This is a genomic window from Thalassoglobus sp., assembly GCF_048270125.1.
Taxonomy (GTDB): Bacteria; Planctomycetota; Planctomycetia; order Planctomycetales; family Planctomycetaceae; genus Thalassoglobus.
Window position 1 is genome coordinate 351,601 of sequence record NZ_JBLWTN010000003.1, and the last position, 23,731, is coordinate 375,331.

Annotated in this window: 19 protein-coding genes and 1 tRNA gene; 13 read left to right on the top strand and 7 right to left on the bottom strand. The window is 50.3% G+C overall.

The annotated features are described in order from the left end of the window. Positions 1-145: 145 nt before the first annotated feature. On the top strand, positions 146-805 hold the full coding sequence (gene nth / locus ACN0YR_RS05765; protein WP_417848237.1) for an endonuclease III: 660 nt from the start codon (positions 146-148) through the stop codon (positions 803-805). Between the two features lie 172 nt (positions 806-977). Next, positions 978-1,286 (top strand): hypothetical protein, encoded by a 309-nt coding sequence (locus ACN0YR_RS05770; RefSeq protein WP_417848238.1) that lies wholly within the window; start codon positions 978-980, stop codon positions 1,284-1,286. Positions 1,287-1,684: 398 nt separating this feature from the next. On the opposite strand, the gene ACN0YR_RS05775 is transcribed toward ACN0YR_RS05770, so the two are convergent. The 3 genes from ACN0YR_RS05775 to purD form a co-directional block, all read right to left on the bottom strand. Next, positions 1,685-3,139: a sulfatase-like hydrolase/transferase gene (locus tag ACN0YR_RS05775; protein ID WP_417848239.1), complete on the bottom strand. Its 1,455-nt coding sequence runs from the start codon at positions 3,137-3,139 to the stop codon at positions 1,685-1,687. A 69-nt stretch (positions 3,140-3,208) separates the two neighbouring features. Beyond that, positions 3,209-4,660: a DUF1501 domain-containing protein gene (locus tag ACN0YR_RS05780; RefSeq protein ID WP_417848240.1), complete on the bottom strand. Its 1,452-nt coding sequence runs from the start codon at positions 4,658-4,660 to the stop codon at positions 3,209-3,211. 142 nt (positions 4,661-4,802) lie between these two features. Further along, the gene (purD, locus tag ACN0YR_RS05785) at positions 4,803-6,098 is read right to left on the bottom strand and encodes a phosphoribosylamine--glycine ligase (RefSeq protein WP_417848241.1); all 1,296 of its coding nucleotides are present in this window, start codon (positions 6,096-6,098) and stop codon (positions 4,803-4,805) included. A gap of 1,005 nt (positions 6,099-7,103) precedes the next feature. Between purD and ACN0YR_RS05790 the strand changes: the two genes are divergently transcribed. The 7 genes from ACN0YR_RS05790 to ACN0YR_RS05820 all read left to right on the top strand — a co-directional run bounded on the left by ACN0YR_RS05790 (position 7,104) and on the right by ACN0YR_RS05820 (position 14,188). Then, positions 7,104-7,877, top strand: coding sequence for an SDR family NAD(P)-dependent oxidoreductase (locus ACN0YR_RS05790; RefSeq protein WP_417848242.1), 774 nt, complete (start codon positions 7,104-7,106; stop codon positions 7,875-7,877). 79 nt (positions 7,878-7,956) lie between these two features. Further along, a tRNA-Gly gene (locus ACN0YR_RS05795) sits at positions 7,957-8,028 on the top strand. A gap of 364 nt (positions 8,029-8,392) precedes the next feature. Then, a complete protein-coding gene (gene tig, locus ACN0YR_RS05800; protein WP_417848243.1) occupies positions 8,393-9,889 on the top strand; it encodes a trigger factor in 1,497 nt (498 codons plus the stop codon). Between the two features lie 725 nt (positions 9,890-10,614). Then, the gene (gene trpC, locus ACN0YR_RS05805) at positions 10,615-11,421 is read left to right on the top strand and encodes an indole-3-glycerol phosphate synthase TrpC (RefSeq protein WP_417848244.1); all 807 of its coding nucleotides are present in this window, start codon (positions 10,615-10,617) and stop codon (positions 11,419-11,421) included. Next, entirely contained in the window at positions 11,421-12,038 is a 618-nt protein-coding gene (locus tag ACN0YR_RS05810; RefSeq protein WP_417848245.1) for a phosphoesterase, read from the top strand. Before trpC ends, ACN0YR_RS05810 begins: the two co-directional genes overlap by 1 nt. Before the next feature lie 78 nt (positions 12,039-12,116). Beyond that, the gene (locus tag ACN0YR_RS05815) at positions 12,117-12,746 is read left to right on the top strand and encodes a type III secretion system chaperone (RefSeq protein ID WP_417848246.1); all 630 of its coding nucleotides are present in this window, start codon (positions 12,117-12,119) and stop codon (positions 12,744-12,746) included. Positions 12,747-13,129: 383 nt separating this feature from the next. Further along, positions 13,130-14,188, top strand: a complete 1,059-nt coding sequence (locus ACN0YR_RS05820; protein ID WP_417848247.1) for a 3-oxoacyl-ACP synthase III family protein — start codon at positions 13,130-13,132, stop codon at positions 14,186-14,188. Positions 14,189-14,702: 514 nt separating this feature from the next. On the opposite strand, the gene ACN0YR_RS05825 is transcribed toward ACN0YR_RS05820, so the two are convergent. Both ACN0YR_RS05825 and ACN0YR_RS05830 read right to left on the bottom strand, forming a co-directional pair. Continuing rightward, a complete protein-coding gene (locus ACN0YR_RS05825; RefSeq protein WP_145195362.1) occupies positions 14,703-14,900 on the bottom strand; it encodes a cold-shock protein in 198 nt (65 codons plus the stop codon). Positions 14,901-15,594: 694 nt separating this feature from the next. Beyond that, positions 15,595-16,950, bottom strand: coding sequence for a DEAD/DEAH box helicase (locus tag ACN0YR_RS05830; protein WP_417848248.1), 1,356 nt, complete (start codon positions 16,948-16,950; stop codon positions 15,595-15,597). Positions 16,951-17,263: 313 nt separating this feature from the next. On the opposite strand from ACN0YR_RS05830, the gene ACN0YR_RS05835 reads away from it, so the two are divergent. The 3 genes from ACN0YR_RS05835 to ACN0YR_RS05845 all read left to right on the top strand — a co-directional run bounded on the left by ACN0YR_RS05835 (position 17,264) and on the right by ACN0YR_RS05845 (position 19,154). Beyond that, positions 17,264-17,386, top strand: a complete 123-nt coding sequence (locus tag ACN0YR_RS05835) for a hypothetical protein (RefSeq protein WP_417848249.1) — start codon at positions 17,264-17,266, stop codon at positions 17,384-17,386. A gap of 716 nt (positions 17,387-18,102) precedes the next feature. Further along, complete coding sequence (ruvC, locus tag ACN0YR_RS05840) at positions 18,103-18,744, top strand: crossover junction endodeoxyribonuclease RuvC (protein ID WP_417848250.1); 642 nt, start codon at positions 18,103-18,105, stop codon at positions 18,742-18,744. Between the two features lie 62 nt (positions 18,745-18,806). Beyond that, entirely contained in the window at positions 18,807-19,154 is a 348-nt protein-coding gene (locus ACN0YR_RS05845) for a hypothetical protein (RefSeq protein WP_417848251.1), read from the top strand. Positions 19,155-19,298: 144 nt separating this feature from the next. Here ACN0YR_RS05845 and ACN0YR_RS05850 read toward each other — a convergent pair whose 3' ends face one another. Then, positions 19,299-20,516 carry a hypothetical protein gene (locus ACN0YR_RS05850; protein ID WP_417848252.1) on the bottom strand — a complete coding sequence of 406 codons (1,218 nt, stop codon included), beginning with the start codon at positions 20,514-20,516 and terminating at the stop codon, positions 19,299-19,301. Positions 20,517-20,860: 344 nt separating this feature from the next. On the opposite strand from ACN0YR_RS05850, the gene ACN0YR_RS05855 reads away from it, so the two are divergent. Further along, positions 20,861-22,612, top strand: a complete 1,752-nt coding sequence (locus tag ACN0YR_RS05855) for an RDD family protein (RefSeq protein WP_417848253.1) — start codon at positions 20,861-20,863, stop codon at positions 22,610-22,612. Between the two features lie 424 nt (positions 22,613-23,036). Here ACN0YR_RS05855 and ACN0YR_RS05860 read toward each other — a convergent pair whose 3' ends face one another. Next, a complete protein-coding gene (locus ACN0YR_RS05860) occupies positions 23,037-23,720 on the bottom strand; it encodes a PEP-CTERM sorting domain-containing protein (protein WP_417848254.1) in 684 nt (227 codons plus the stop codon). Positions 23,721-23,731 lie beyond the last annotated feature (11 nt).

Below are 23,731 nucleotides of genomic sequence, written 5' to 3' on the forward strand. Positions count from 1 at the left end.
TGGCCCCTCGTCCCTGATCACGTTTGCGATTCTAGCGCCGACGTTTGAGGTGTGTCGAACGGAAATTCGTGTAAGATTCACATTTCCTGGAAACGTTTGGAGTCCAGGAATCCGTTTGTTTAGACCCTGAAACAGTTCGTCGCAAATGTTCGATACAATTGATGCCAAAAAGAAACAGGCCCGCAAGGTTGTGACTCGGTTGCGGAAGCAGTATCCGATCGCTGAGTGTGCGCTGCACCATGAAACACCGTTTCAGTTGCTTGCGGCAACAATTCTTTCGGCTCAATGTACTGATGAACGTGTGAACTCTGTTACTCCGATTCTGTTTGAGAAATTCCCTGATGCCGAAGCGTTAGCGGCAGGAACTCAAACTCAAGTCGAGAAAATCGTGAAGTCTTTGGGTTTCTTTCGAGCAAAAGCAACGAACTTACGAGGGATGGCCCAGCGAGTCGTGGAGGTCTATGGTGGGGAACTTCCGCGAACTCTCGAAGAGTTGATCACACTGCCTGGTGTCGGGCGAAAAACTGCCAACGTCTTGCTTGGAACCGCATACGGAATCGCTAGTGGAGTCGTGGTCGATACACATGTTCGGCGAATTTCCAACTTGCTCGGTTTGACGGAAAACCAGAACCCGGACATTATCGAGCGAGACTTGATGGCTGTGCTGCCAAAGAAAGAGTGGATCACTTACTCGCACCGGTTGATTCACCACGGTCGACAAATTTGTATCGCCCGCCGCCCGAAATGCACGGAATGCCCTCTGTTAAAGATCTGCCCACGGGTCGGCCTTGACCCACTGGAATAAAGTTCTCTTCTTGCCACATGTTGAAATGTGTCAAGAAGTCGAGAGTGATTCACTGGCTGCATTTCGTTAAAAAAATGAGAATCAGCTGGAATAAAATCGTCTTGAGTTGGATCATTTCTCTTGGTGACCTTGTTTTGAGGCATTCATGAAACTTCAAAAACTGGAGAAAACGATGAAGACTTTTGCAACAATGTTGACTGTTTTGAGTTTGTTCATCATGGGCTGTTCCGATACGACTGTTGAAAAAGCAAAAGAGACCGCAGAATCGGCAGGGACCGATTTAGGCGAAGCTGCTGAAGACGCCAAAGAGGCCGCAAAGGATGCCGCTGAAGAAGTGAAAGAGGCTACGAAGGACGCTGTTGAAGGTGGCAAAGAAGCTATCAAAGATGGTGCAGAAGCAGTTGAGGAAACCGTGGATGACGGTGTGGAAGAAGGCGCTGAAGCGATCGAAACTGCAACCGGCGACAAAGTCTCGGAGTAATCCGAGGTGAGATTGTCTCGGGGCGAACATCAATTTTATTGATGAAACGCGTTCTTCACGGGCACACTGCAGGGCACACTGCTCTTGCGTGGGGCTGAGTCGTATTGACAAGATCGAACCCGGCACGCTCTTTGGCGTGCCGGTGGTGTATGAGAACGTCTACAACTTTTCTTGAGTAAGCGTTCGCGTTCTGCCTCGTTGCGACCTGCCAAGTTGGGTGCTTATGCAGACCATGGTCTGTGACCATACGATGAGTACGGTCAATCTGGTGGCGAAAGATGTTTTTCTGGTGAAGCCCGTTCTGCGTGGCTTCGCGGTAGGGCAGTCTGCTTTCAAGCAGTACAGGTTGAGTAGTGCGGGGCAGCTGGGTCGAAGTCTTTCGCCCCGTCCGCGTAAAATCAATCTGTTCGGACCGGGAGAGCTCGACGCCACTCAAGAAGTTGTTCACTCAGTTTTTTAGTGACAGTTGGGTGTTGTTTGGCGACGTTTTGCATTTCGCGATTTGATTGCCGAAAATCGTAGAGTTCGACTCTCGATCCATCGTCATTTATTAACAGTTTCCACTGGCCGTCTCTGAGCGCCAGGTTTGGGCTTTGGTCTCTCTTCAAGCCGGGGCGCAAGTAACTTTCATCTCTGCCGTATTCCCACAGAAGCGGTTTGGTTCGTTGACCTTCATTGTTCAGAAGCTGCTGACTGAGGTCTTCGCCATCGAAGTACGTTTTCGGGTCAATGTTGAGAGTCTCCTTGAGGTCGATCCCGGCGAGCGTGGCGAAGGTTGGGAAGAAGTCGACAGTCGATAAGATGAGATCCTGATTGACGGAATTCGCTTCGATTTTCCCAGGCCAGCGTGCGATGAACGGCATGCGGATTCCACCTTCGTACAATGACCATTTACGACCACGGAATCCTGCCGTGCTGCCAGCGGGGTCAACTTTTTGTCGACGGTAATAACGTGCCCAGGCAGTCGGCCCGTTGTCGCTGGTTAAGACGATGAGCGTTTTTTTATCGAGACCAAGTTTGTCGATTCGCTGAATCAGTCGGCCAATCTGTTTGTCCATTTCGACAAGGACCGCAAAGAACTTTTGCTCATTAACATTGTCGGTTTGTTCAGTGAATTTCTCTGCTTCGCCGGGAGCGGGGTTGTGTGCATCATGAACGTCGTTCAGCCACAAATGCAGATAGAATGGTTGATCCTGATGACGCTCGATGAAGTCGATACTGCGGTCGACATAGATGGGGGTCTGCTCATGTTTTTCAACGTGCTCGATTTTCCCCCGTTTCAGCTTCGCACTTTGCTCGGAAAGTCCGCCCGGTGGAAGGATGCGGTCTCCGAGACCTTCGAAGGAAACGAGTGACTCATCGAAGCCGTAGGCGCTCGGCAAGGGAGCGTCGTCAACATCTCGTCCCCCTCCCTGATGCCATTTCCCGAAATGAGCGGTTGCGTAACCATGTTGTTGAAATGCTCTCGCAATGGCAGGGGCATCCGGGTTCAGGAAATCGGCCATTCCGCGTGCTTTGTTCTTCTCACGGCTATTCAGGTAGGAGTTTATCAAATGCCGCGATGGAAATTGTCCTGTCGTGCAGCCAACTCGAGACGGTGAGCAAATTGGTGATGCCACATAGAAGTTCGTGAGACGCAAGCCTTCGCTGGCGAGTTCGTCGATATTCGGAGTTTTGGGGTATCGAGAGATCGTTTCCGAGTCCCAGCCATCGGCTCCCAGATGGTGAAAACAACTCAGGTCCCCGTACCCCATGTCATCAATAAAGATGAACACAATGTTCGGTTGCTCTTCTGCTCTGGCATGTGCGAACAACGAAAAGCTAATAACGACGGCGATCAACCAGTGCGACATGAAAACCTCGAGAGCAAAGATGGATTCCTGATTTTTGTTTTGATCGCAGTCGACTCAGTGGACATCAACTTACAGAAGTATTTCCTTCACGACGCGAGCTTTTTCAACACCGGTCAGCTTTAAGTCGAGACCCTGAAATTTGACGGTGAATCGATTGTGGTCGATACCGAGTTGATGCAACATTGTGGCGTGCAGGTCGCGAACATGGACAACGTCTTCGGTAGCGTTGTAGCCGAGTTCATCGGTGGCACCGTGGCTGATGCCCGGTTTGATTCCTCCGCCAGCCATCCACATCGTGAACCCTTTGATGTGATGGTCTCGACCAGCTCCCCCCTTGCCCTGAAACATTGGTGTCCTGCCAAATTCGCCGCCCCAGATGATGAGTGTTTCGTCGAGCATTCCTCGCTGTTTCAAATCCTGAATCAGTGCGTAGGTCGGCTTGTCGGTCAGGTCGCAGCAGATGTTCATATACCTTTCGAGACCACCATGGTGATCCCAACCGCGATGGTACAGTTGGATAAAACGGACGCCTCGCTCAGCGAGCCGTCTTGCGAGCAGGCAATTTGAAGCGTAGGTTCCGTCGCCGGGTGCAGCTCCGTACATGTCGAGTATGTGCTTCGGCTCGTTTGAAACATCCATGAGTTCCGGAACGGAAGTTTGCATTCGAAATGCCATCTCGTAGGCAGCGATGCGAGCATCGACTTCGGGGTTTTGAATGTTTTTGTTGCGGTGCCGATTAAGTTGATTGACAGCAGCGACAAGTTCTTGTTGCTGCTGCATCGAGATTCCAGGCGGAGGAGAAACGTAGTGGACAGGGTCGCCGGTTGAGTTGAATTCAACTCCCTGAAATCGACTTGGAAGAAATCCTGCGCCCCATTGCCGTGACGCAATCGGCTGAGGGTTGCGTCCGCCGACACTGGTCATCACAACAAATCCGGGCAGGTCTTCGCTCTCGCTTCCGAGTCCGTAATTGATCCACGAACCCATTGACGGTCGACCACTGATCGCCGTGCCGGTGTTCATGAAAGTGTGTGCTGGATCGTGGTTGATTTGTTCCGTCACCATGGACTTGATGACACAAATGTCGTCAGCCATTTTCTGATGCCACGGAAGAAAATCTGAAATCCACTGACCGCTTTGACCGTACTGGTTGAATTTCGTGAGCGGCCCCAGGCACTTCAGTTCCTGCCCTTGTAGCTGTGCGATCGGCTGCCCTTGTGTGAACGAGTTCGGCATCGGTTGGCCATCTAACTCCGCCAGTTTGGGCTTATAGTCGAATGACTCCAGGTGCGATGGACCGCCCGCCATGCAAAGGAAGATGACTCGCTTCACTTTCTGCCCGAAATGCGGAAAGCCAGTTAACCCCTCAGTCAGGCCCCGCGGCAACGATGTCGACGACGAATCGCTCGCTGAAAGGTCGTTCGCCAAAAGCGAAGAGAGTGCGGCACTTCCCAGTCCGACTCCTGTCGATGACAGGAACGTGCGACGGTTCTGGTGGTTGGATAGGTCCGGAAAATTCATGAGGACACTTTCGTGTTTCCTGTCTCCGTGAAACTCGTTGTTACGATTTCATCGATGACTGACCACAAAACAGGAGCTGAGCATCAGTTCTACATAAATTCTCGGCAAGATGTGATGGACTTCGCAAGTTTTAACGACGACATCACTCCGGTGCTGGCTCTGAGCTTCTTGCTTTGTCGGAAATGTCTTTCCGGCACCAGGCACCTTGCCAGCGAATGCACTTGATCGCTTCGTAGGCTCGTTTCTTCGCTTCGGAGAGGTCATCTCCCAGAGCAGTGACTCCGAGGACGCGACCACCGGTGTTGATGACATTGTCACCATCTGTTGCTGTTCCAGCGTGGAAGACTTTTGTTTCCGGAGTTTTCGCAGCTTCATCCAAGCCGCGAATTGGATGTCCTTTGGAGATCGGACCTGGGTACCCTTCTGATGCCATTACGACGCAAATGGCGGATCGGTCGTCCCATTCGAGGTCTGGCAAGTCTTTGAGTTTTCCATCGGCAGCAGCGAAGAGAACTTCGTACAGGTCGGACTTGAGTCGCATTAAAACTGGTTGTGCTTCCGGGTCTCCCAGGCGAACGTTGTATTCAAGGACCTTTGGTCCCTGTTTGGTCAGCATCAGCCCGGCGTATAAGACCCCTTTGAATTCCGACCCATTTTTTCGCATCGTATGAATTGTCGGAATGAGAATCTTTGAGATCACTTCATCGATCAGTTCCGGAGTTGCGAACGGTGCGGGGGTGTAGGCTCCCATTCCACCGGTGTTTGGGCCTTCATCACCATCGTAGGCTGCTTTATGATCCTGTGCCGGTTCGAGAGTGACGATCGTTCTTCCGTCGACGAGTGCGAGCACGCTCACTTCTTGTCCTTCGAGAACTTCCTCGATGATGATTTTTTTTCCAGCGTCACCGAAGACCTTCTGCGTCAACATTTGATGAATTGCTTCGATGGCATCTGATTTGTTGGAGCAAACCGAAACGCCTTTCCCGGCTGCCAGTCCATCCGCTTTGATGACGAACGATTCTTCTTCTCGTTCCTGTACGAATTGAACAGCGTCGGTGGGATCGGTGAAAATCCAGTAGTCCGCTGTGGGGACATTTGCACGGCGCATGATGTCCTTGCAGAAAATCTTACTTCCTTCCAAAGCAGCTGCAGCTTTCGACGGGCCGAAAATACGTAGTCCCTGTGCTTTGAAGATATCAACGATTCCTGCCACGAGTGGGACTTCAGGGCCGACAACCGTCAGGTCAATTTCATTTTCTTTTGCGAAGGCTGCCAAACGTTCACAATCGTCAGCTGCGATATCAACATTCGTGGCGTCTTCAGCCGTACCGGCGTTTCCGGGGGCACAAAAGACTTCGCTCACTTTTGGTGATTGACTCAATTTCCACACGAGAGCGTGTTCACGCCCTCCTTGTCCGACAACAAGTACCTTCGCCATAATTCCAAACCTCGATCAATTGCGGTCGCTGACTGCAATCTTCTAGCTGCTGTTGATTCTTATTACTGTCTTGAACGTTAACACGGTCCCCGCCGGATCGTCATGACGACTTACTGGCGCCTCACCGATTTTTGGCGTCTCACTGACACCACTTGTGCCGGGGCGGAAGTCCCGCCGTACTATATTGACCCGTCGAATTTTCCCGCTGAAACCGTTCTGGACCAAGCCGAAAAACTCAGGAGTCGTCGCTTTTCTCACTGTTTGAGAGAGCAAATTCAGGCTTCAGGATCAGTTCTAGAGCGTTTTCGCAAAGGATGTATGTATCCTGCATCTTGTGGAAAAGGTCGATTCATCATTCGAAAATCGCTCTTTATGCACACTGAAAACACGAAAGTGTTCTAAAACTGGTCTCAAAACTTGCTGTTCACTTCTCTGGTACAGAGAAAGGTCGCGATTCCATTGGTTCTGAGACTGCCTCTAGAGCAGTTTGCTCTACCGTTTGCCCGTGAATAACGCATTTCTCTAGTAAAAATGCTGTTCGCCACGAGGCAGATCCTGCAAACCAATTCGAAAGATGCTCTAGATTCAAATTCTCTGAAGAAGTTTATTTACCGCAGAGGCTCAATCGGTAGCGAGAGAGGCCTCTGTTCAGAAGAATCTCGGTGAGAAACCATCGACAATGATTTCAGTCCGATCTCAGCACCATTATAGTTGCCAGAGTCTGAACTCGCGAGCGGACACTCTGAGCAATTTCAATCAGGAATGCGCGATGGAATTACACCAGCCCGGCCAGTTTTGCACTGTTTCTGCGGTAGAAGTTGTCTCAGAGAAAGCGATTGCGAGGCGAAAAAAAGACGAGATCGCAAAGCGAAACTGAAGAAATAGCCCCGAGTGTCGCATCGACTTGAGTGTTTCTGAATGCTTGTTGTGTCTGTGAATACGACTCTCACAGCTTCATGGATTGCCCACTTGGGTGGAAAGTGAAGTTCAGGATTGAATTTAATTATGAGCCAAGACGAAAAACGATTTGCCACACTTCAAGGGCTGACAGCCGTTGTGACCGGCGCCTCTTCAGGCATCGGGCGAGCGATGGCGCTGGAATTCGCCCGGGGTGGGGCAAATGTTGTGATTCATTATGCGAAATCTCTCGACGCAGCTACTCAGGTCGTAGCCGAGGCTTCTCAGTTCGGTGTGACTGCCTGCAAGATTCAGGCGGGCTTAGGTGCTGTGAATCACGAAGAGTTCGTCCAATCTGTCGAAGAGATTTCAGGTCCGGTTGATGTTTGGGTGAATAATGCTGGAGTCGATTTGCTGACAGGGGAGGGGGCTCAGCTTGCTTATGAGGACAAGCTGACAAAACTGTTAGAAGTCGATGTCGCTGGAAGTCTCCATTTGAGCCGAGCGATTGGGCGGCGTATGAAAATGCGAGGTTCGGGCGTGATTCTCAATATTGGTTGGGATCAGGCCGACCGAGGAATGGAAGGTGACAGTGCAGAGCTGTTTTCGACCGCAAAAAATGCTGTTATGGGTGCGACTCGGTCATTGGCTGTCTCCTTGGCGCCGGAAGTTCGAGTCAATTGTATTGCTCCCGGGTGGATACAGACGGCCTGGGGAGATCAGGCGAGCACAGATTGGCAGGATCGGGTTTTGCGAGAAACTCCGTTGAAGCGTTGGGGGCAACCGGAAGATATTGCCAAACTTGCCCGATTTCTGGTCAGTTCAGACGCTTCATACCTGACAGGACAGGTGATCAATGCAAATGGTGGCGCAATTCGTTGAGAGTTGCCTTGACGTCCAGAGTGAACAGTTTCTAAACTCTTCCATCGCAAGGACAATGGTGAGATTTCACCGGTCTTCAGCGGGTGTAGCTCAGTGGTAGAGCACCACGTTGCCAACGTGGTTGTCGAGGGTTCAAATCCCTTCACCCGCTCTAAAAGATAAACATGAGGAACCAGGTCTTCGATCATTGAAGACTGGAGACTTGTTTCTCCAAGCAGGTCGCAGCTCGGTTTATCTTGATAACGCAGAAGTAGAGTGCGAAAAATGACATTCTCTTATGATGGAGAATGTCCCGCAGTGAACGCAGTGTGATCAATTCAAATGTGGTCAATGCAGTGCATCACAAACAACGAATCAACACACTCTTGTTTGGCCGTGATCCTGGCGGGTTACCGGCCGTTTTTTTTCTAAAGTCTGGCGATACTGGCTCGATCTTCGATACGATCTTTCTATCATCAGGTGAATTGAACCATTAAACGTTTTTGTCAAACCAGCCATGCTGGGGGGTAGTCGACGTGTCTGAAGAAATTGATCAGAACGCTGAAGTACAGGCTGATGGCGATGTTGGAGTCGCAGAAGCAGAACAGGCAGCTGAATCCAAAATGGACTTGAACGTCACGATTGAAGACGTTGGTCCATGCAAAAAGCATGTTCGAGTCTCCGTTCCACGGAATTCTATTGACGAAGTCTTTTCGGAACTCCTCGAAGAATATGCCGAAAAAGCGGAAGTTCCGGGATTCCGAACTGGAAATGTCCCAACTTCGCTGGTCGCAAAACGCTTCAAAAGCGAGATTTCAGAGCAGGCGAAGCAGCGTGTTCTGATGGCAAGTCTTGAGCAACTTGGCGAAGATTCTGATCTCGACCCGATCAATGAGCCAAACCTCGACCTCGAAAGTATCGAAATCCCTGAAGAAGGTGATTTCGAATATGAGTTCGACGTTGAAGTTCGTCCCTCGTTCGATTTGCCAGAATACAAAGGGCTGAAGGTTGAGCGGCCAAATCGCGAGACAACCGATGAAGAAGTTGACGCGTACCTCGAGCAGTTCCTCGAGCAGTACGGTTCGTTGACTCCGGTTGAAGCTCCTGCTGAAGAGGGTGACTACGTTACCGTCGATATTCAGGCGGCTCATGACGGAAAAACTCTCACCAAAATTGACGATGTTTCCGTTCGCGTCCGACCGACTCTCCGGTTTCAGGATGCGGAATTTGAAGGATTTGCGGACTTCATTAAAGGAGCTTCCGCAGGGGATTCGCGTGAAGCGGATGTGACCGTTTCCATGGAAGCTGACACAATCGGCATGCGAGGCGAGTCAGTCCATCTGACCTTCAAGGTTTTGGACGTCAAACGTATTGACACACCAGACCTTAACGAAGAATTCCTTGGTCGAATTGGAGCATCATCCGTTGATGATCTTCGTGATCAAGTACGGCAAATGCTGGATCGTCAGGTCAAATACGAACAACGGCAAGCCACACGTCGCATGGTGATGGAGAAAATCACTGAGTCGGCATCTTGGGAACTGCCAGAAGATCTCGTTAATAAGCAAGTTGATAATGCCTTGCGTCGTGAAATCCTTGAGCTTCAACAAGCAGGGTTCACGTCAAAGGAAATTCTCGCAAGAGAAAACGATTTGCGACAGAATTCACTCAGTATGACGCGACAAAACTTGCAGGAACACTTTGTTCTTGACCGCATCGCTGAGCAGGAAAACATTGAAGTCACAGATGAAGATCTCGATATGGAAATCTTCAGCATGGCGATGCAAAAGGGTGAAAACCCACGTCGTGTCCGTGCCAGAATGATCAAAAACGGAACCATCGAAAACCTGGAAGCTCAGATTCGTGAGCGAAAAGCAGTCGATGTGATTCTGGATTCTGCAGAATTTACTGACATTAAGATGCCACCAACCGTTTCTAACAACATCGAAGCACTCAATCGAAGTGTCTGTCGAACGACTTCACAGTCGGATATCGATGCAGATGCGGACGATGACGAGGGCGACGAAGAGTAAGGCCTCGTTGCTGCAAACGAAATTTTGTTTTGCAGATGCAGGAATCACGATTGAAGGTGCGAGCAAACCTGCTCGCACCTTTTTCTTTGCGCTAACGAACCTCTCTCACCTGACGGTTTTCGTCTGCCAATGATCTCGCTATCGTTCTGAAAACAGGAGCAAGGATGTGCGGGGATCACGTATTTGCTTATTCGGGGAGCTGTCTTGTTGTTGAGGGACGAAAGTCTTCTCCGGATACTTCAGAAATTATTCAGATGCGTAGGCGTAGAGGAGGAAGAGTTCGGAAGTGGAGTGTGGAAAAGTCATTTTGAGCATGTTCGCGACTGGTCAACGGTTAGTCGGCAGTAAGATCGCAGCATCTTTGGTAAACATTGAGTCTCAGTTGAGTCGTCGGAGGCTAAATGGGACACTGAAGGCCTGATTGAAGCAGGTTTTAGAGCAGGGAAGAATTTGGGTGCATATTCTTTACTCGGTCGCTCAAAGAGCATGTGAGCATCGACGCTGATGAATCCAACTTGGAGTGACCCTGCACAGCTCGTGAATTCTTCGCTTGGAAGTTTTCGCGTAAAGCATCTTTCGAATTGGTGTGCAGATTCTTGCTCGTGGCAAAGAGCAATTTTATTGATGAAACAGGTTCTTCACGGGTACACGGTAGAGCAAACTGCTCTAGATAAATCGTAAGATTACTTTTTCGAAATCATTTCTTTCTACGGAAAGCTAACGACGTGGCAAACGTTCTGGATAAAATTGTTGAGTACAAACGTGGCGAAATCGCTGCTGCCAAGCTTCGCCGGTCTGTCGCCGACATCCAGTCAGCGATCGTCGACGCTCCTCAGGTTCGCTCATTCACTGAGGCTTTGAAGTTCCGTCACCCAATGGGTTTGATCGCAGAAGTTAAGCGGGCATCTCCCTCGGCGGGGTTGATTCGTGAAGACTTTGATCCAGTCGAAATTGCGAGAATCTACGAGCAGAACGGAGCAGCCTGCATTAGCGTTTTGACGGATGAGCACTTCTTTCAAGGTTCGCTTGGTTACCTTGAAGAGGTCCGCAAACAGGTGGGCATCCCGGTCTTACGTAAAGACTTTATTCTGGATCCATATCAGGTCTATGAAGCACGGGCAGCAGGGGCGGATGCGATTCTACTCATCGCTGAGTGTCTTAACGATCGCGAGTTACTCGAGCTTTATACTCTCGCGGTTGACCTTCAGATGGAAGCGCTCGTCGAGGTTTATGAACCTGCGAACGTCGAGTGTGTGCTTAAACTGAACCCTCCACTGATCGGTGTGAATAATCGCAATTTGCAAACATTTAAAACTGACCTGAATCATACGATCTCGCTCCGAAAACAGATCCCGGACCATATTCTTCTAGTCGGAGAAAGTGGTATCCACACACGAGCAGATGTTTTGCAACTCCAGAGCGGTGGGGCACATGCAATTCTGGTCGGCGAATCCCTGATGCGCTCTGCAGACATCGGCTCGCGGGTCCGTGACATTCTTGGAACATCCTCGACTTCTGAAAAGGAAGACTGATGACGACTGAATCAACAACTGTCGAACATGTGCTTGTGGTCCCAACGTCGCTGTTTCACGAAATAGGGCATTTCCAAGGCTACACCACGGATATCCAGCCATATCTGGAGAGACTCTTCGATCCGGAGCACATGAGTTATCGTCCCAGAAACGAAGTTGAGGAAGACCCTGGCTTCAAGCAGCTCATTCCCTACTGCATCTTCCGTCATGCGGGGGAAGTCTTTTATTACACGCGCGGCTCGGAATCTGGCGAAGGACGCCTGCACGCGAAGCGATCGATTGGGATTGGCGGACATATTTCTGCAGAAGATCAAAATTCTGGAAGTCATGTTTATCACGTCGCAATGCAGCGTGAAATTGAAGAGGAAGTCTTTATGGAATCGGGGTTTACGCAAAAGTGTGTAGCTCTGATTAATGATGATGAAACCGAGGTTGGAAAGGTCCATCTTGGGATTGTTCACATCTTTGACCTGGAAGCGGCAAAAGTTCGACCACGTGAAAAGTCGATCATACAGACAGGATTCGAAAAACCGGCACAACTGGCTAAGTCTTCAGAGAACTTTGAGACTTGGTCGCAAATCTGTCTCGAATTCCTCAAGGACGAAAATAATTCATAGCGACTCGAGTGCGAGCAGCCTCATGGCCTCAAATCGAGTCGCTCAAGCGAGTCGGATGCAGACAAAGGAGTCTCTGTCGTGAAGGTCATTAAAAGTTTGCTGGTCGCCGGAGTTCTGGCGAGTGTGGGGACATCCACAGTGAGTGTTCAGCAGGCGTCTGCTCAAGATCAGGCTGCTGTCAGGGTGACAGAAGATCAGCTTGGAGAGCTCATTTCTGCTTTGGGGCTCGAGCCCGAGAAGAAAGTCTCGCGGTACGATTTCGCATTTCAGACAGTCGTCAATGACGAAGAGTGGGAACTCTCAATGTCTGCGATTTTGAGCAAGGATGGATCAGGTGTGTGGCTCATGGCCTGGCTGGACCCGCTTCCTACAGTCTCGGCGGAAGTTCCTAAAACAGCCCTTCTTCGCCTGTTAGCCCAGAATGACGAGCTTGGAGGCGGGAAATTCTTCTCATATATCCCAACCACGCGTCGTTTTGTTTTACAGAGGACAATTCCAAATGAGGAATTGACCTCGGCAAAGCTTCGATTAAGCTTGCAGGACCTGGGAGCGAGTGTCGTGCAAACTTATCCCGTCTGGTCGGTTTCCAACTGGAATCCAACTGGAATTCCAGCGGCTCCAACTGGTCGAAGCACGCAACCTGCCTCAACAAGCGCGACTCAATCTGCTGTCAACGAATCGAAGTTCGAGCAGCCAATTCGTAAGTAAAAAGCATGTTCAGCATAGTTTGAGCCGATTAGAAACGGCTGCTGAACACCACGACTCCGGGGGCGATACCCGGGTTGCAGCCGCGACTTCATCGGCAGGGTTTCCTGATTCAGGAGGCTCTCTCGATGGAGTTGCGGCTCACCTTGTTGAACACCGATTGTTTTCTCATGTTTTGAACTTGATTTGGTTCGAAAAATCACACTGGTTCTCAGGGCCAGAAATGTTTATGCTGATGGCGACAGATACTAGAATGCAGAATAGAATTCGAGTTTTTTGACTCACAACTTACCAATTTTGTTCACTCTCATTTTTTAATTTGCGAGGGAACGTGAAGCGAACGATAGAGAGATCTGTCTCTCGTTCGTCAAAAAGGAGTGAAGGGCGTGTCGACAATTACCGACGAGAATCCGACAAGAACCACGCCCGGTGCTGCAAGAACATTGTTCACTCGCCGTACTAGTTCGTTGCTTGGAATCCAGATTGCTGGATGTGGGTCGTATGTCCCTGATCTGGTCGTCACCAATGAACAGCTCGATCAAGAATACGGCTGCGATCCGAACTGGATTGTGCAGCGGACCGGGATTCGTGAACGACGCCATTGTCCACCTGGAATGGCCACCAGCGACATGTGTGTTGAGGCCTCTCGTAAGGCGATCCGCTCATCCGGCGTCGATCCGCAACAGATTGACCTCCTCGTTTGTGGGACGTTTACGCCCGATTATCACTGCCCCTCGACAGCCTGCCTGGTGCAAGACAAGTTAGGGCTCGATTGTCCTGCGTTCGATACTGCAGCCGCCTGTGCTGGCTTCATGTACGCTCTGGTGACGGCATCGCAGTTCGTTGCCACTGGAAATGCAAGATACGCCCTCGCAGTCGGAGGTGATCTGAACAGCCGTATCGTGAATCCAAAAGATCAGCGGACTTATCCTCTCTTTGGGGATGGAGCAGGGGCTGTGCTCGTTACAAGAGGAACACCGCATCAGGGGCTGGTTTGCTATCAACTCGGCTCAGACGGGTCAGGTGGGCCGCTGTTAGACCGGCCAGCTGGCGGGACGCATACACCAATTACGCCTGAAGCGATCGTTGCGGGAGAGCAGTATCTCCGTATGGATGGTCGCAGCGTGTTTAAATGGGCAGTCCGCATGCTGGCGGACACTATTGAGCTCGTTCTGGAAAAGAGCGGGATGAGTGTCCACGATATCTCTCAGTTTGTCCTGCATCAGGCCAACGTTCGGATCATCAACGCTGCTGCCGATCAGCTTGGGATTCCTCATGAGAAGCTATTTGTGAATCTGGATCGCTATGGCAACACATCTGGCGGGTCCATTCCCATTGCACTGGATGAAGCTTTCCAGGAAGGGAAGATCCATCGAGGTGACGCCATTCTGATGTGCGGATTTGGTGGTGGGCTGACTTGGGGAACTGGCGTCTTCCGCTGGTAAGCTTGCGAGCCTTTGATCTCCGTCCCTGCTTTGCTTAATAGCATTTCCGAACTGGTGTTCGCTTTCTGCCTTGAGGTGAACACCAATGGTACTCGTGAATCGCGTTCTTCGCGGAGACTCGGTCAGCCAACTGATCTACAGATGATCTACCGACTCGTGTAGGGCAAATTCACGATTGGTCTGCAGTCATATCGCTTGATCCTGGGTGTGAGATGCCCCGGTGAATAGCTGCCAAAGATGCAGCGATTTCACTGCAAATCAGCCGTGAAGATGCCCTAGTGAAAAAGCTATTCGCCACGAGGCAGAGCCTGCAAACCAATTCAAAAGATGCTTTAGTAGTTGTGCATCGTTCGTTTCGAGTGTTATCTCGGATCGTGCTCGATCAAATTTAATGCGATTCACGCTCGTGAAGATTGCTTTCGCGCGTTTGTCTGAAGTTCGCTGACGGTACAAAAAAACGCCGAAAGCTTTGCGGCTTTCGGCGTTTCTGTTTCACGTCACAGCGGGATCAGGTTCAGATCACGCGAACGTTTTCTGCACGTGGTCCTTTTGGGCCTTGTCCGACGTTGTACTCAACGCGTTGACCTTCGCGGAGGTCGTCGTAGCTAACCCCTTCTAGTGCTGAACTGTGGAAGAACATGTCTTTTCCAGTTCCATCTTCAATAAAGCCAAATCCTTTTGAGGTGATTCGCTTAATTGTTCCTTCTGCCATAACTCTCTTCCAGTACTCTCAGAATGGTGTGCTGTCATCTGTTCGTGAAACACTCACGTAGTCTTGACTGCAAAGGTTGTCGTAAAATCTTCTTTGTACACTTTGCAAAATGCGTCAGTGTTTTGGCTTGTGCCTATGAATTGTGAGTGTGATTCACATTTCACTTTTGGCGGATAGCAAATATTAGCAGAGCAAGTCTGCCCGGAGTGATTGAACGTGTTGACGAACCGTCTCAAACGGACTCAGATTCATCAGACGGATCCGCTTCGGCGTCTGGAGGCTCCGGAGGAATAACAAGTCCTCCAGTTTCTTTTCTCTCCACGCGGCGAGCACGCTTGGCTTCTGCTTTAGCGCGTTTCTCCGCTTCTCGTTGACGCTTGGCGAATGTGTTCTGATTTTTTGCGATGAGGTCTCTCCATTTAAACGGGATTCAGTTGAATTCACAATCCTATGAACCACGACTGATACTTCTAGTTGATCTCTGTCGGAAAGTCACGTGACTCGCATTGAGTGGCACGCTTGTGAGTGTGCCGGAGTGCTAAGTTTTACATGACTTTGAGTTTTAACAGAGACTCCAAGGTGTTGTTGAGACCTTGGATGCACAGTCGCAATTCCATGTGTTATTTAAGTGAATTCAGGCTATTCATGGCTCTTTATTATATCCAGTGAAAGGCTGGACTGGCAATCGATTCAGTTATGAAGGTGTGTGTTTGACCTTCGGACCCTTCTTGAATGGCTTTTTCTTTGAATTGTATTTTCTTTTGGGTTTCCCATTCGGTGTCGCTGCGGACTCTGTCGTCCGGCGTTTTGCCGGTCGGTTTTGTCCACCACCGGGCCCCTTACCAGATGCAGGTCGGTTGTTCGATGAGGAGTTTCCACGTCGACGTGACGGAGAACCACCTTGGCGTTCTCGTCGTTGCGGAGCCGGAAACTCTGGGTCGACAGGAACTTTTTGGCCAATGAACTGCTCGATGACATGTAGCAGTCGACGTTCTTCACTGCTGCAGAAAGAAATCGCAATTCCATCTGCTCCAGCGCGTCCGGTACGTCCAATTCGGTGAACATAGGCTTCCGCTTCGAGCGGGATATCGTAGTTGATGACATGGGTAATGCCGTCGACATCGATTCCTCGGGCTGCGACATCGGTTGCAACCAGGACTTTGACGTGCTTGCTTTTGAAGGCGTTTAGTGCACGTTGGCGAGCGTTTTGTGATTTGTTTCCATGGATCGATGTCGCTTTGACATCACGATCTTGCAATCGTTCAGTCACCATGTCAGCAGTCCGCTTTGTCTTTGTGAAGACAAGAGCTTGTTCAACACCCGGTCCGTCGAGGATCGTCTGCAGCATGTTTTGCTTACGACCACGGTCCATGTGGAGGACTCGCTGTGTGATTTTCTCGACGTTTGTCTTTTCCGGAGTCACATCGACAGTGGCCGGTTCAACAAGCAGGCTTTGCGAGAGTTCGATAATCTTTGGAGGGAGCGTTGCTGAGAAGAACAGAGACTGTCGCTTCTCAGGAAGTTCTCGAATGATTCGCTTTAAGTCTGGGAGGAATCCCATGTCCAGCATGCGATCCGCTTCATCCAAAACGAAGCACTCGAGTTGGTTCAGTTCGATATGTCCCTGGTTCATCAGATCGAGCAAGCGACCTGGTGTAGCGATCAGGATATGCGCCCCACGTTTGAGTTTCCGGACCTGGTCTCGTTGGGAGACTCCTCCGTAAACGAGGACGTGTCGCAACCGCAGGTGGCGACCATAAGTCGCAATACTGTCGCCGATCTGGACAGCCAATTCACGTGTGGGGGCGAGAATTAAAGCGTGTGGTCGATTCGAAACGGCTCTTCGATTCGTGCGTCCGAGTTGGTTCAGGATTGGCAGTGCAAATGCTGCTGTTTTTCCTGTTCCTGTCTGGGCAGAGCCGAGAACGTCTCGTCCTTCAAGAGCAACCGGGATGGTCTGCGCTTGAATAGGTGTTGGTGTTTCGTAGTTTTCATCTGCCAGTGCACGTTGCAAGGGAGCAATGAGATTCAGTTCCGCAAACGTCTTCAATTGAATTCCTTAAGTGGTTTAGTGCCAACCAGAAAATTTCTGAGATGTGAGGTTCTGTCAGTATTTGAGAGACCAGAGTCAGTTTTTCGGATCAGTCCTTCAGCAACGTCGTTGCTTATTGATTTTGGTAATGATGCTGTTTGAAATCGACGTTTTGATTCGAATTATCCGTACTGATTTTCAATCAACAATTTTGGCACAAGGTCTTGTCAGACATTGTTCACACAGGTTCATCCAGAACATCAGGCCGGTTTCTCACACTGTTGATTCAAAAAGAACAACACGCGGGGCCGAAACCAGGCTAAAGTTTCAAATGGCGGAACACAGTATTTTGCATCGCATGGAGCACTTCGATGGAGTTGGTTATCGACAGTTGACAGACCAATTCGTCGGAGACTTGCGAAGATGTGTCAATAAAATCGACAACACCAGATAGCAAACGCCGCGTTCCGGGGAATTCTGGACAAACAAGAAATTCACAGAATTCATTGCATCATTTGATGACGCTGGCGGCTTCCCAGAGCGGTTAACACAACCGATAGTTGGCAGCAGGATGTGCGGAAAAAAGACCGACACACAACAACGGGATGACAGGAGGTTCCAGCTCTTAGATCAAAAGTACCCGTTCGACCGGAACAACGTCTTCATTTTACTGAAGCCGTTACTCGCTTTTCTCCGACCGATTTGTTCCGGGAAAATTTCCTTGAACAGGAGGGAGTATATCCATGGGATGGGCATTCGCCAACCCACAATTTTAAGAAATATGACTATCTGGAGCCTTTTTTCAGTTCACGGTCAATATCGGAACTACTCAAATTACTGTCATGATAGGTTTTCGAGTGGGTGAGAAGACTCACTGATCCATTGGTCGTTTTTTCTTTTTTGGGCAAGTTTTCCTTCCAAGTATTGAAGGATCTCGGGTCTTGAGAAATGAATTGCCATTGTTTGAGGGTGGATCTCGAAGCTGATTTTGAATTCCTTGAGAGCGAAATTCAGAGCCAGCATATCAAGATCTGGACTATTAAACTTTGGATCTTGATTTCGTTTTGCCAACCTCACTTTCAAGCCATTACTTCATTTCGGGATGTGCAGCCTGAACAAATGTATTCGAGTAAACCTCGACAGACATGACCGGATTTGCGAAAGTCTGCTATGACCAATCCGCGACATAAAGAGGAGACAGCTGTGATTCAGGATGATCAACAGCCAAAGAATTCTCAGAATTTGTGCCAGGACTCCTCGATGGGAATGGCTCTCGGAAATGCGTTCGCTGGTCCTCAATCCTCTTTATATCTGGGGATCGACCCCGGATTGAACCGGACCGGCTATGCTTTAATTCGTCGTTCAACACAGCGTCCGATTTTGCTCGAAGGAGGGGTCATTTCATCGACAAAATCGAAAACGCTTGCAGAACGTGTGCACGAAATCGGTTCGGGAATTCGCGAGGTGCTGGCTGAGTTTTCACCCGGAGCGATCGCGATTGAGCAAGTCTTTTCGATGACTCGTAACCCGAAGACTGCAGTCTTGATGGCACATGCCCGTGGGGCGATACTCTTTGCTGTTGCGGAAACTGGAATACCGCTGGTCCATTATACCCCTCGGCAAATCAAAAAATTGTTGACAGGAACCGGGACCGCCTCGAAAGAGCAGGTGCAGTTGGCAGTTCAGCGAGAATTGAAACTCAAAAGAGTCTTGGAGCCGAACGATGTCGCCGATGCGAGTGCAATTGCTCTTTGCCATTACTACAGTGCAAGAGTGAATTTGAACGAATCGCAACCCTGTCCAGTGATTTAAGCTTCTAACTTGCACGTCACTTCATCAACCTGCCATGCCTTTAGCCCCTTATCGAAGACGAGATGTCTGATCGCCCCGCACCGAACGTTTTGATTCTCTGCAAAGACCTGATGTTCTCCAGCCAACTTAATGGAGCCGTTCAGCGAGCGGGACTCGTTCCCCAAACATGTCTCGGGCAGATCACGCTTACTCAGAGTCTGTCCCAATACGAGATTCAATGGGTCATTGTTGACCTGGAGACAGAGAAGCTCGACCTGGAAGCTCTCAGGTCTGCAACTACCGGCAAATTGGTTGGCTTCGGCCCGCATGTTCATACTGCGAAGCTGGGAGCCGCTCAAGAAGCGGGGTTCGACTTTGTCTTAAGCCGTGGGCAAATCTCTCGAGGACTCGATCAGCTACTCGGCTCTTGAAGATTTTCGTGCCCTCGAAAAGATGCCTGTAGTAACGAATACGCCCGAGCAGCTTTCGGCATTGTTGTGATGTTCTGCCTCGTGGCGAGGAGCTTGTGAAGTAGTGAAAGCGTTTTTCACGGGCACGAAAAACATTGAAAATGTTTATGGGGTGATGACTGGGAGTGTTTGTGTTGCTTTTGGCGATTTTGGTTTCGGCTGTTCGGTGGCTTTGCCTTCTCGGAGTTCTTTTGCGGTTCCGCCGTGGACACGTCGGTTGAAGATGTCTGGATCGAACGGGTCGGGCTGGCTTTGGTTGAGGATATCTTGCAGGCGGATGCTTTCTCGCCGAGGAGTTGTCGCTGGGGTTGCGGTGGTCTCTGGTGAATTCATCTCTGCGCTCGTCTGTTGAATCACTTCTTGTGAGTCAAGTTCTTCAGCATTTGCGATTGTGTTGGACTTGGGGGAACCGATGAGATCGCGGGCAACGCTTGCAACCCAATCCTTCAGGACTTGATGTTGGTCATTCCCGTGCGGTCCGAGAAAGATTTTTTGATGATGCGAATCGACAGCGATGGCCTTCATTAAAAAGGGGCTTCGCTCGGGGGACTTCAGGTCAAGTTGTTGCAACACATTCTCCAGGTTGCTTTGGCTTTGAAGTTTATTCCCCAATGAACCCTGGCGAATTGCATCCAAGTGAAATCCATTCTTGGCGGCCTGTCCGTGGCAGTAGGCGTTTCCGCATTTATTATGAATCAGCGGTTGGATGTGTCGAATGAATTTCTGGTGAGTCTCTCGGCTTAACCCGGCAGATGTTCGCTCTTGGGGGCGTAGGAACCCATCCATTGTCATGGCTGGCCCGGATGGAAGTTGGACCTGTTTTTTGGCTGGATTCAATTTTTCTTCGATTTTGACCATCAGCGCTCGCGACTCAGGGCGAAGCGGTTCCAGCTTCAGAGCTTTGGAAACTTCTGTTCTTGCTTGTCCAACTAAGTCGTTTGTGAGACACCACTCAGCCAGGACGAGGTGGTCATCGGCTCTGGGGTTGAGTGTCCGGTCTCGCAGTGCAATATATGCTTCGTTGAGGGTCCGGGCAGTGACGTACACTTTGCCAAACGGCACGATTCCATAGGTTCCGTTGTTGTCGATCCGGTATCCTCCCGCGACGTTGCTGATTCGTCCAGAGAAGACTCGCCCGTCTTCGAGGACGATCACTCCATCGGTAAAGTCCAGACCAGGAGATCCCGGAGTTTGAGTCGCATTGGGGGGCTGGATTTGTCCGGGAGCTTGAGGCTGCACCGCGTCCTGAGCCTGCGATGATGCCGAAAGACAGCAGAAGACAGAGAGGATCATCAGGCGAAATTGCCTCGTCCGACTATTCATTTCGTCACTCCTTGACGTGAAAATATCCAGTGGCTGACAGTCTCTTGGAGATTGGAGCAGAGAGTCAAGATCGGTTCTCCGAATGTCTCGACTGACAAGAGCGGGGAGGGGGTGAGTCGTTGCTGAGCGGTCCGTGAGCGGCATAACCGGACCTTTCGAGGGAAGAGAACTCCTGATATTGGTGAATCGAAATGTGCATTTTGTCGGGAAGTTGCTAGATTGACTGGACTTGCGGAACGGACTTTTGATTCGATGTTGGCTTGTCGACGAGCGCCATTGAAGCAATTCAACCTGTTGTTTTCGTTTGTTTTTGCTGTTCCGAAAGCCAATGCTGGAGCGAATTGATGCCGAAGATCCGTTGCAAAAGTTGTGAAGCGACATTGAATGTTCCCGAGAAAGCTCTCGGCAAAACAATCAAATGCCCTAAGTGCAGCAACAAAATAAAGGTTCCGAGTGGCGGGAGTGGCGGAGCATCTCCTCAGCAACAACGAAGAAAGAAGAAGCCAGTCAAGTCGGCGGCTGCAGATGACCCGTTCGGTTTGGGGAATCTTGATGATTATGATCTGGAAGACAAAGACGAGCAGATCTGCCCTTACTGTGCGAAGGACATCGACGAAGATGACGTGATTTGCCAGAGTTGCGGGATGAACCTCGAAACCGGGCAGATGGATCGTCGTGAAAAGAAAAAGCGGTCCCGCAAAGGTCCTGACCCTTCCAAGTTTTTCGCTGCGGCATTTCCGGAATCGTGGAAGTTCGTGCTCAGTGAACCAAGGATGGCGATCCGGGTGGGAACCGGCTTCACGTTCTTTACAACATTAGCCCTCATGTGCGGCTACATGGGGTTTGTTTATGTCCAGGAGCAAATGCCACCCAAAGTCTTCTGGATTATGTTGTCTTTGCTTTGCGGTCTCTCAGTGCCAGGCTTGATGTGGTATCTGACATTGAAAATTGTTGACTCGACCCGACGCAACGATAAATTTCAGTCCGATCGAATTCAGTTTGATCTGTTTACTTCTATTGCAGCTGGGGTTCGTGCGTTCTTCTGGCCGCTGATTCTGATCCCCGGAGCGCCTGTGATACTCGCTGGAGGGGTTGTTTATAGCTTGTTGTTTTCCGGTGATCTGAGCAATCCAGCCTTTCTGATCGTCGGTGGCGGGCTGTTAGGGTTTGCACTCTTTTTGCTGCCGATGGCCATGGTCCACATGACCGCGAGATACACTTATAAAGGCTGGATTCTCTGGGAGCTCTTGCAGATTCTCTTCCAGAATTTGGTCGGGATTATCTACATGCACCTCGTCGCCTTTGTAGCCCTCATTCCCGCGTTGCTGGTGGCTGTCCCGATCCTGCTGGTGATTAAGGGAGATGGTGGGTTCGAATCGATGAACCCCTTCGGAAGCGGTGTCGTCAACGGGATTACCGCAGGGATTACAACCTGGTTCCTGAACATTGTTGGTATGAATCCAGACCCGGAAGGGGGAATGTTCACAATTATTCGGGCGATGCTTAACATCGCAGCGGCGTTTATTGTCATCGCTCCGATCGGCTATCTCTCAGCCTTCCCTGCCATTTTCGTAATGAAAGCGTGCGGGCTGTTTGGGTACTACCACAGCTCAACGCTGGGGCTGGTTGACCAGAAACGTGAGTACGAAATCGCCACATTCTGGGTCCGCTACCTGGGGCATATTATTGACAACTTATGTGCACCTCTCGCGGTGTTTTTAGTCAGTTCGAATGCCAAACTCTCTAAGGTCGCCTGGGTCTTTACCGGTTTCCTTGTGCTTTCATTTATCTTTGCGAAGGTCGCGTTCCCAGGGATGTTTGTGTTGTGGCTAATCTATAGCAATTGGATGTACTGGGTTGTTCAGGAAGCCTCTGAGATTCGCACGACACTCGGAAAGGATGCTTTCGGTTTGATTGTGATTACAGAAGACAACAAGCAATTAACGATGAAGCAAGCCACGATGAAATGGTTTCTCCGAAATGTCTCGGATAATCTGGCGGGCATCCCGTTCCTTTTCGCAGCTATTCCCCCCAAGAAACAAGCTCTGCACGACATGGCTACAAAAACCAAAGTCGTCTGGAAAGGGGATCGATAGATCCGTCGGGAATCGTCGATCTATATTGCCAGTTGAAAGGTTGATTGAGGAACATCAACGGGCCAGCGCCACCTTCCGCGTTGCCGTTTCCAAAATGATCTTCTAATTTGGACAGGGCGGGCTGGCCAAGTCCGTTTTTATGAACGACTGGTGTTAATACAGTCATGAAGATGATGACGTTTCAAGAATGGCTAGCAATTCGGGAAGGGTTGTGGCTCAACGATAACAAGGCCGTGGAAGGTCTGTCGAAATTGCCCCAGCCCAATCCGAAGACAACACTCCAACGTAAGCCGCTCACGCAGGCCGTGAGGCCGGCTAAGCCGCAGGTGCGTCCCGTGCTGCCGACGTCTTCCATCGTACCAACGAAAAACGGACGACCGTGATGGTCGCCCGCCTTGTATGCTTGCTAGTTCTGTCAGTCAGGTTACGCCGTAGCCTCTTGCTGCTTCTCGCGTCGGCGCCGACGAGCGGCCCCAAATCCTGCGACGCAGGCACAGATGCCGAACAGAGCTAGTGATGAGGGTTCGGGAACGGGAGCAAGGTCGTTTGTCGTAATCACTAAGTTGTCAATGGCCCAATGGTCAAAATCTGGCCCACTATGGGCTCGCTGTTGAAAGCGAAATTGTGTCAATGTGGTCTGGGCTGCCAGCGGAATTACGATGTTAAAATTGTTCCATGTGGTTGGATTCTCACCTTCATCCATTTCGGTGTTCAGTATTTGGAAATCAATAAAGTTCGTTCCCCCATCAATGGAGTAGGCAAGGTCAGCCCATTCATTGGACTCACTGTCTTCCCAGAAAGCTTCTCCATCTGTCAATTCATTACCGCCACGAAAGTCAAACGAGATCGAGCCCCCTTGTGATACGTCGAGTGGATTCGTGATGGCAAACGGTGTTGAACTGGCTTGTCCACCAAAGTGCAAGGCGTTTCCAGAGAGGAACCCTTGGAGGCCATTTCCTAACGCTGCAGCGTTTTGAGTGGATTGGAAAGTTCCTGATCCAAGCCCAGGGTCAAAGTCATCAGAAAGAATAATACCCGCCTGCACCTGCCCCGCCGTGGCGATCAGCACTGCCACGCACGCCGCTGCCCGTTGAATAGCCCGTATCATCACGCTTCTCC

Excerpts from the sequence above, each read along its gene's own strand:
- nth (WP_417848237.1), top strand. The coding sequence starts at position 146 with ATGTTCGATACAATTGATGCCAAAAAGAAACAGGCCCGCAAGGTTGTG.
- ACN0YR_RS05770 (WP_417848238.1), top strand. The coding sequence starts at position 978 with ATGAAGACTTTTGCAACAATGTTGACTGTTTTGAGTTTGTTCATCATG.
- ACN0YR_RS05775 (WP_417848239.1), bottom strand. The coding sequence starts at position 3,139 with ATGTCGCACTGGTTGATCGCCGTCGTTATTAGCTTTTCGTTGTTCGCA.
- ACN0YR_RS05780 (WP_417848240.1), bottom strand. The coding sequence starts at position 4,660 with ATGAATTTTCCGGACCTATCCAACCACCAGAACCGTCGCACGTTCCTG.
- purD (WP_417848241.1), bottom strand. The coding sequence starts at position 6,098 with ATGGCGAAGGTACTTGTTGTCGGACAAGGAGGGCGTGAACACGCTCTC.
- ACN0YR_RS05790 (WP_417848242.1), top strand. The coding sequence starts at position 7,104 with ATGAGCCAAGACGAAAAACGATTTGCCACACTTCAAGGGCTGACAGCC.
- ACN0YR_RS05810 (WP_417848245.1), top strand. The coding sequence starts at position 11,421 with ATGACGACTGAATCAACAACTGTCGAACATGTGCTTGTGGTCCCAACG.
- ACN0YR_RS05825 (WP_145195362.1), bottom strand. The coding sequence starts at position 14,900 with ATGGCAGAAGGAACAATTAAGCGAATCACCTCAAAAGGATTTGGCTTT.
- ACN0YR_RS05835 (WP_417848249.1), top strand. The coding sequence starts at position 17,264 with ATGGCGGAACACAGTATTTTGCATCGCATGGAGCACTTCGATGGAGTT.
- ruvC (WP_417848250.1), top strand. The coding sequence starts at position 18,103 with ATGACCAATCCGCGACATAAAGAGGAGACAGCTGTGATTCAGGATGAT.
- ACN0YR_RS05845 (WP_417848251.1), top strand. The coding sequence starts at position 18,807 with ATGTCTGATCGCCCCGCACCGAACGTTTTGATTCTCTGCAAAGACCTG.
- ACN0YR_RS05850 (WP_417848252.1), bottom strand. The coding sequence starts at position 20,516 with ATGAATAGTCGGACGAGGCAATTTCGCCTGATGATCCTCTCTGTCTTC.
- ACN0YR_RS05855 (WP_417848253.1), top strand. The coding sequence starts at position 20,861 with ATGCCGAAGATCCGTTGCAAAAGTTGTGAAGCGACATTGAATGTTCCC.
- ACN0YR_RS05860 (WP_417848254.1), bottom strand. The coding sequence starts at position 23,720 with ATGATACGGGCTATTCAACGGGCAGCGGCGTGCGTGGCAGTGCTGATC.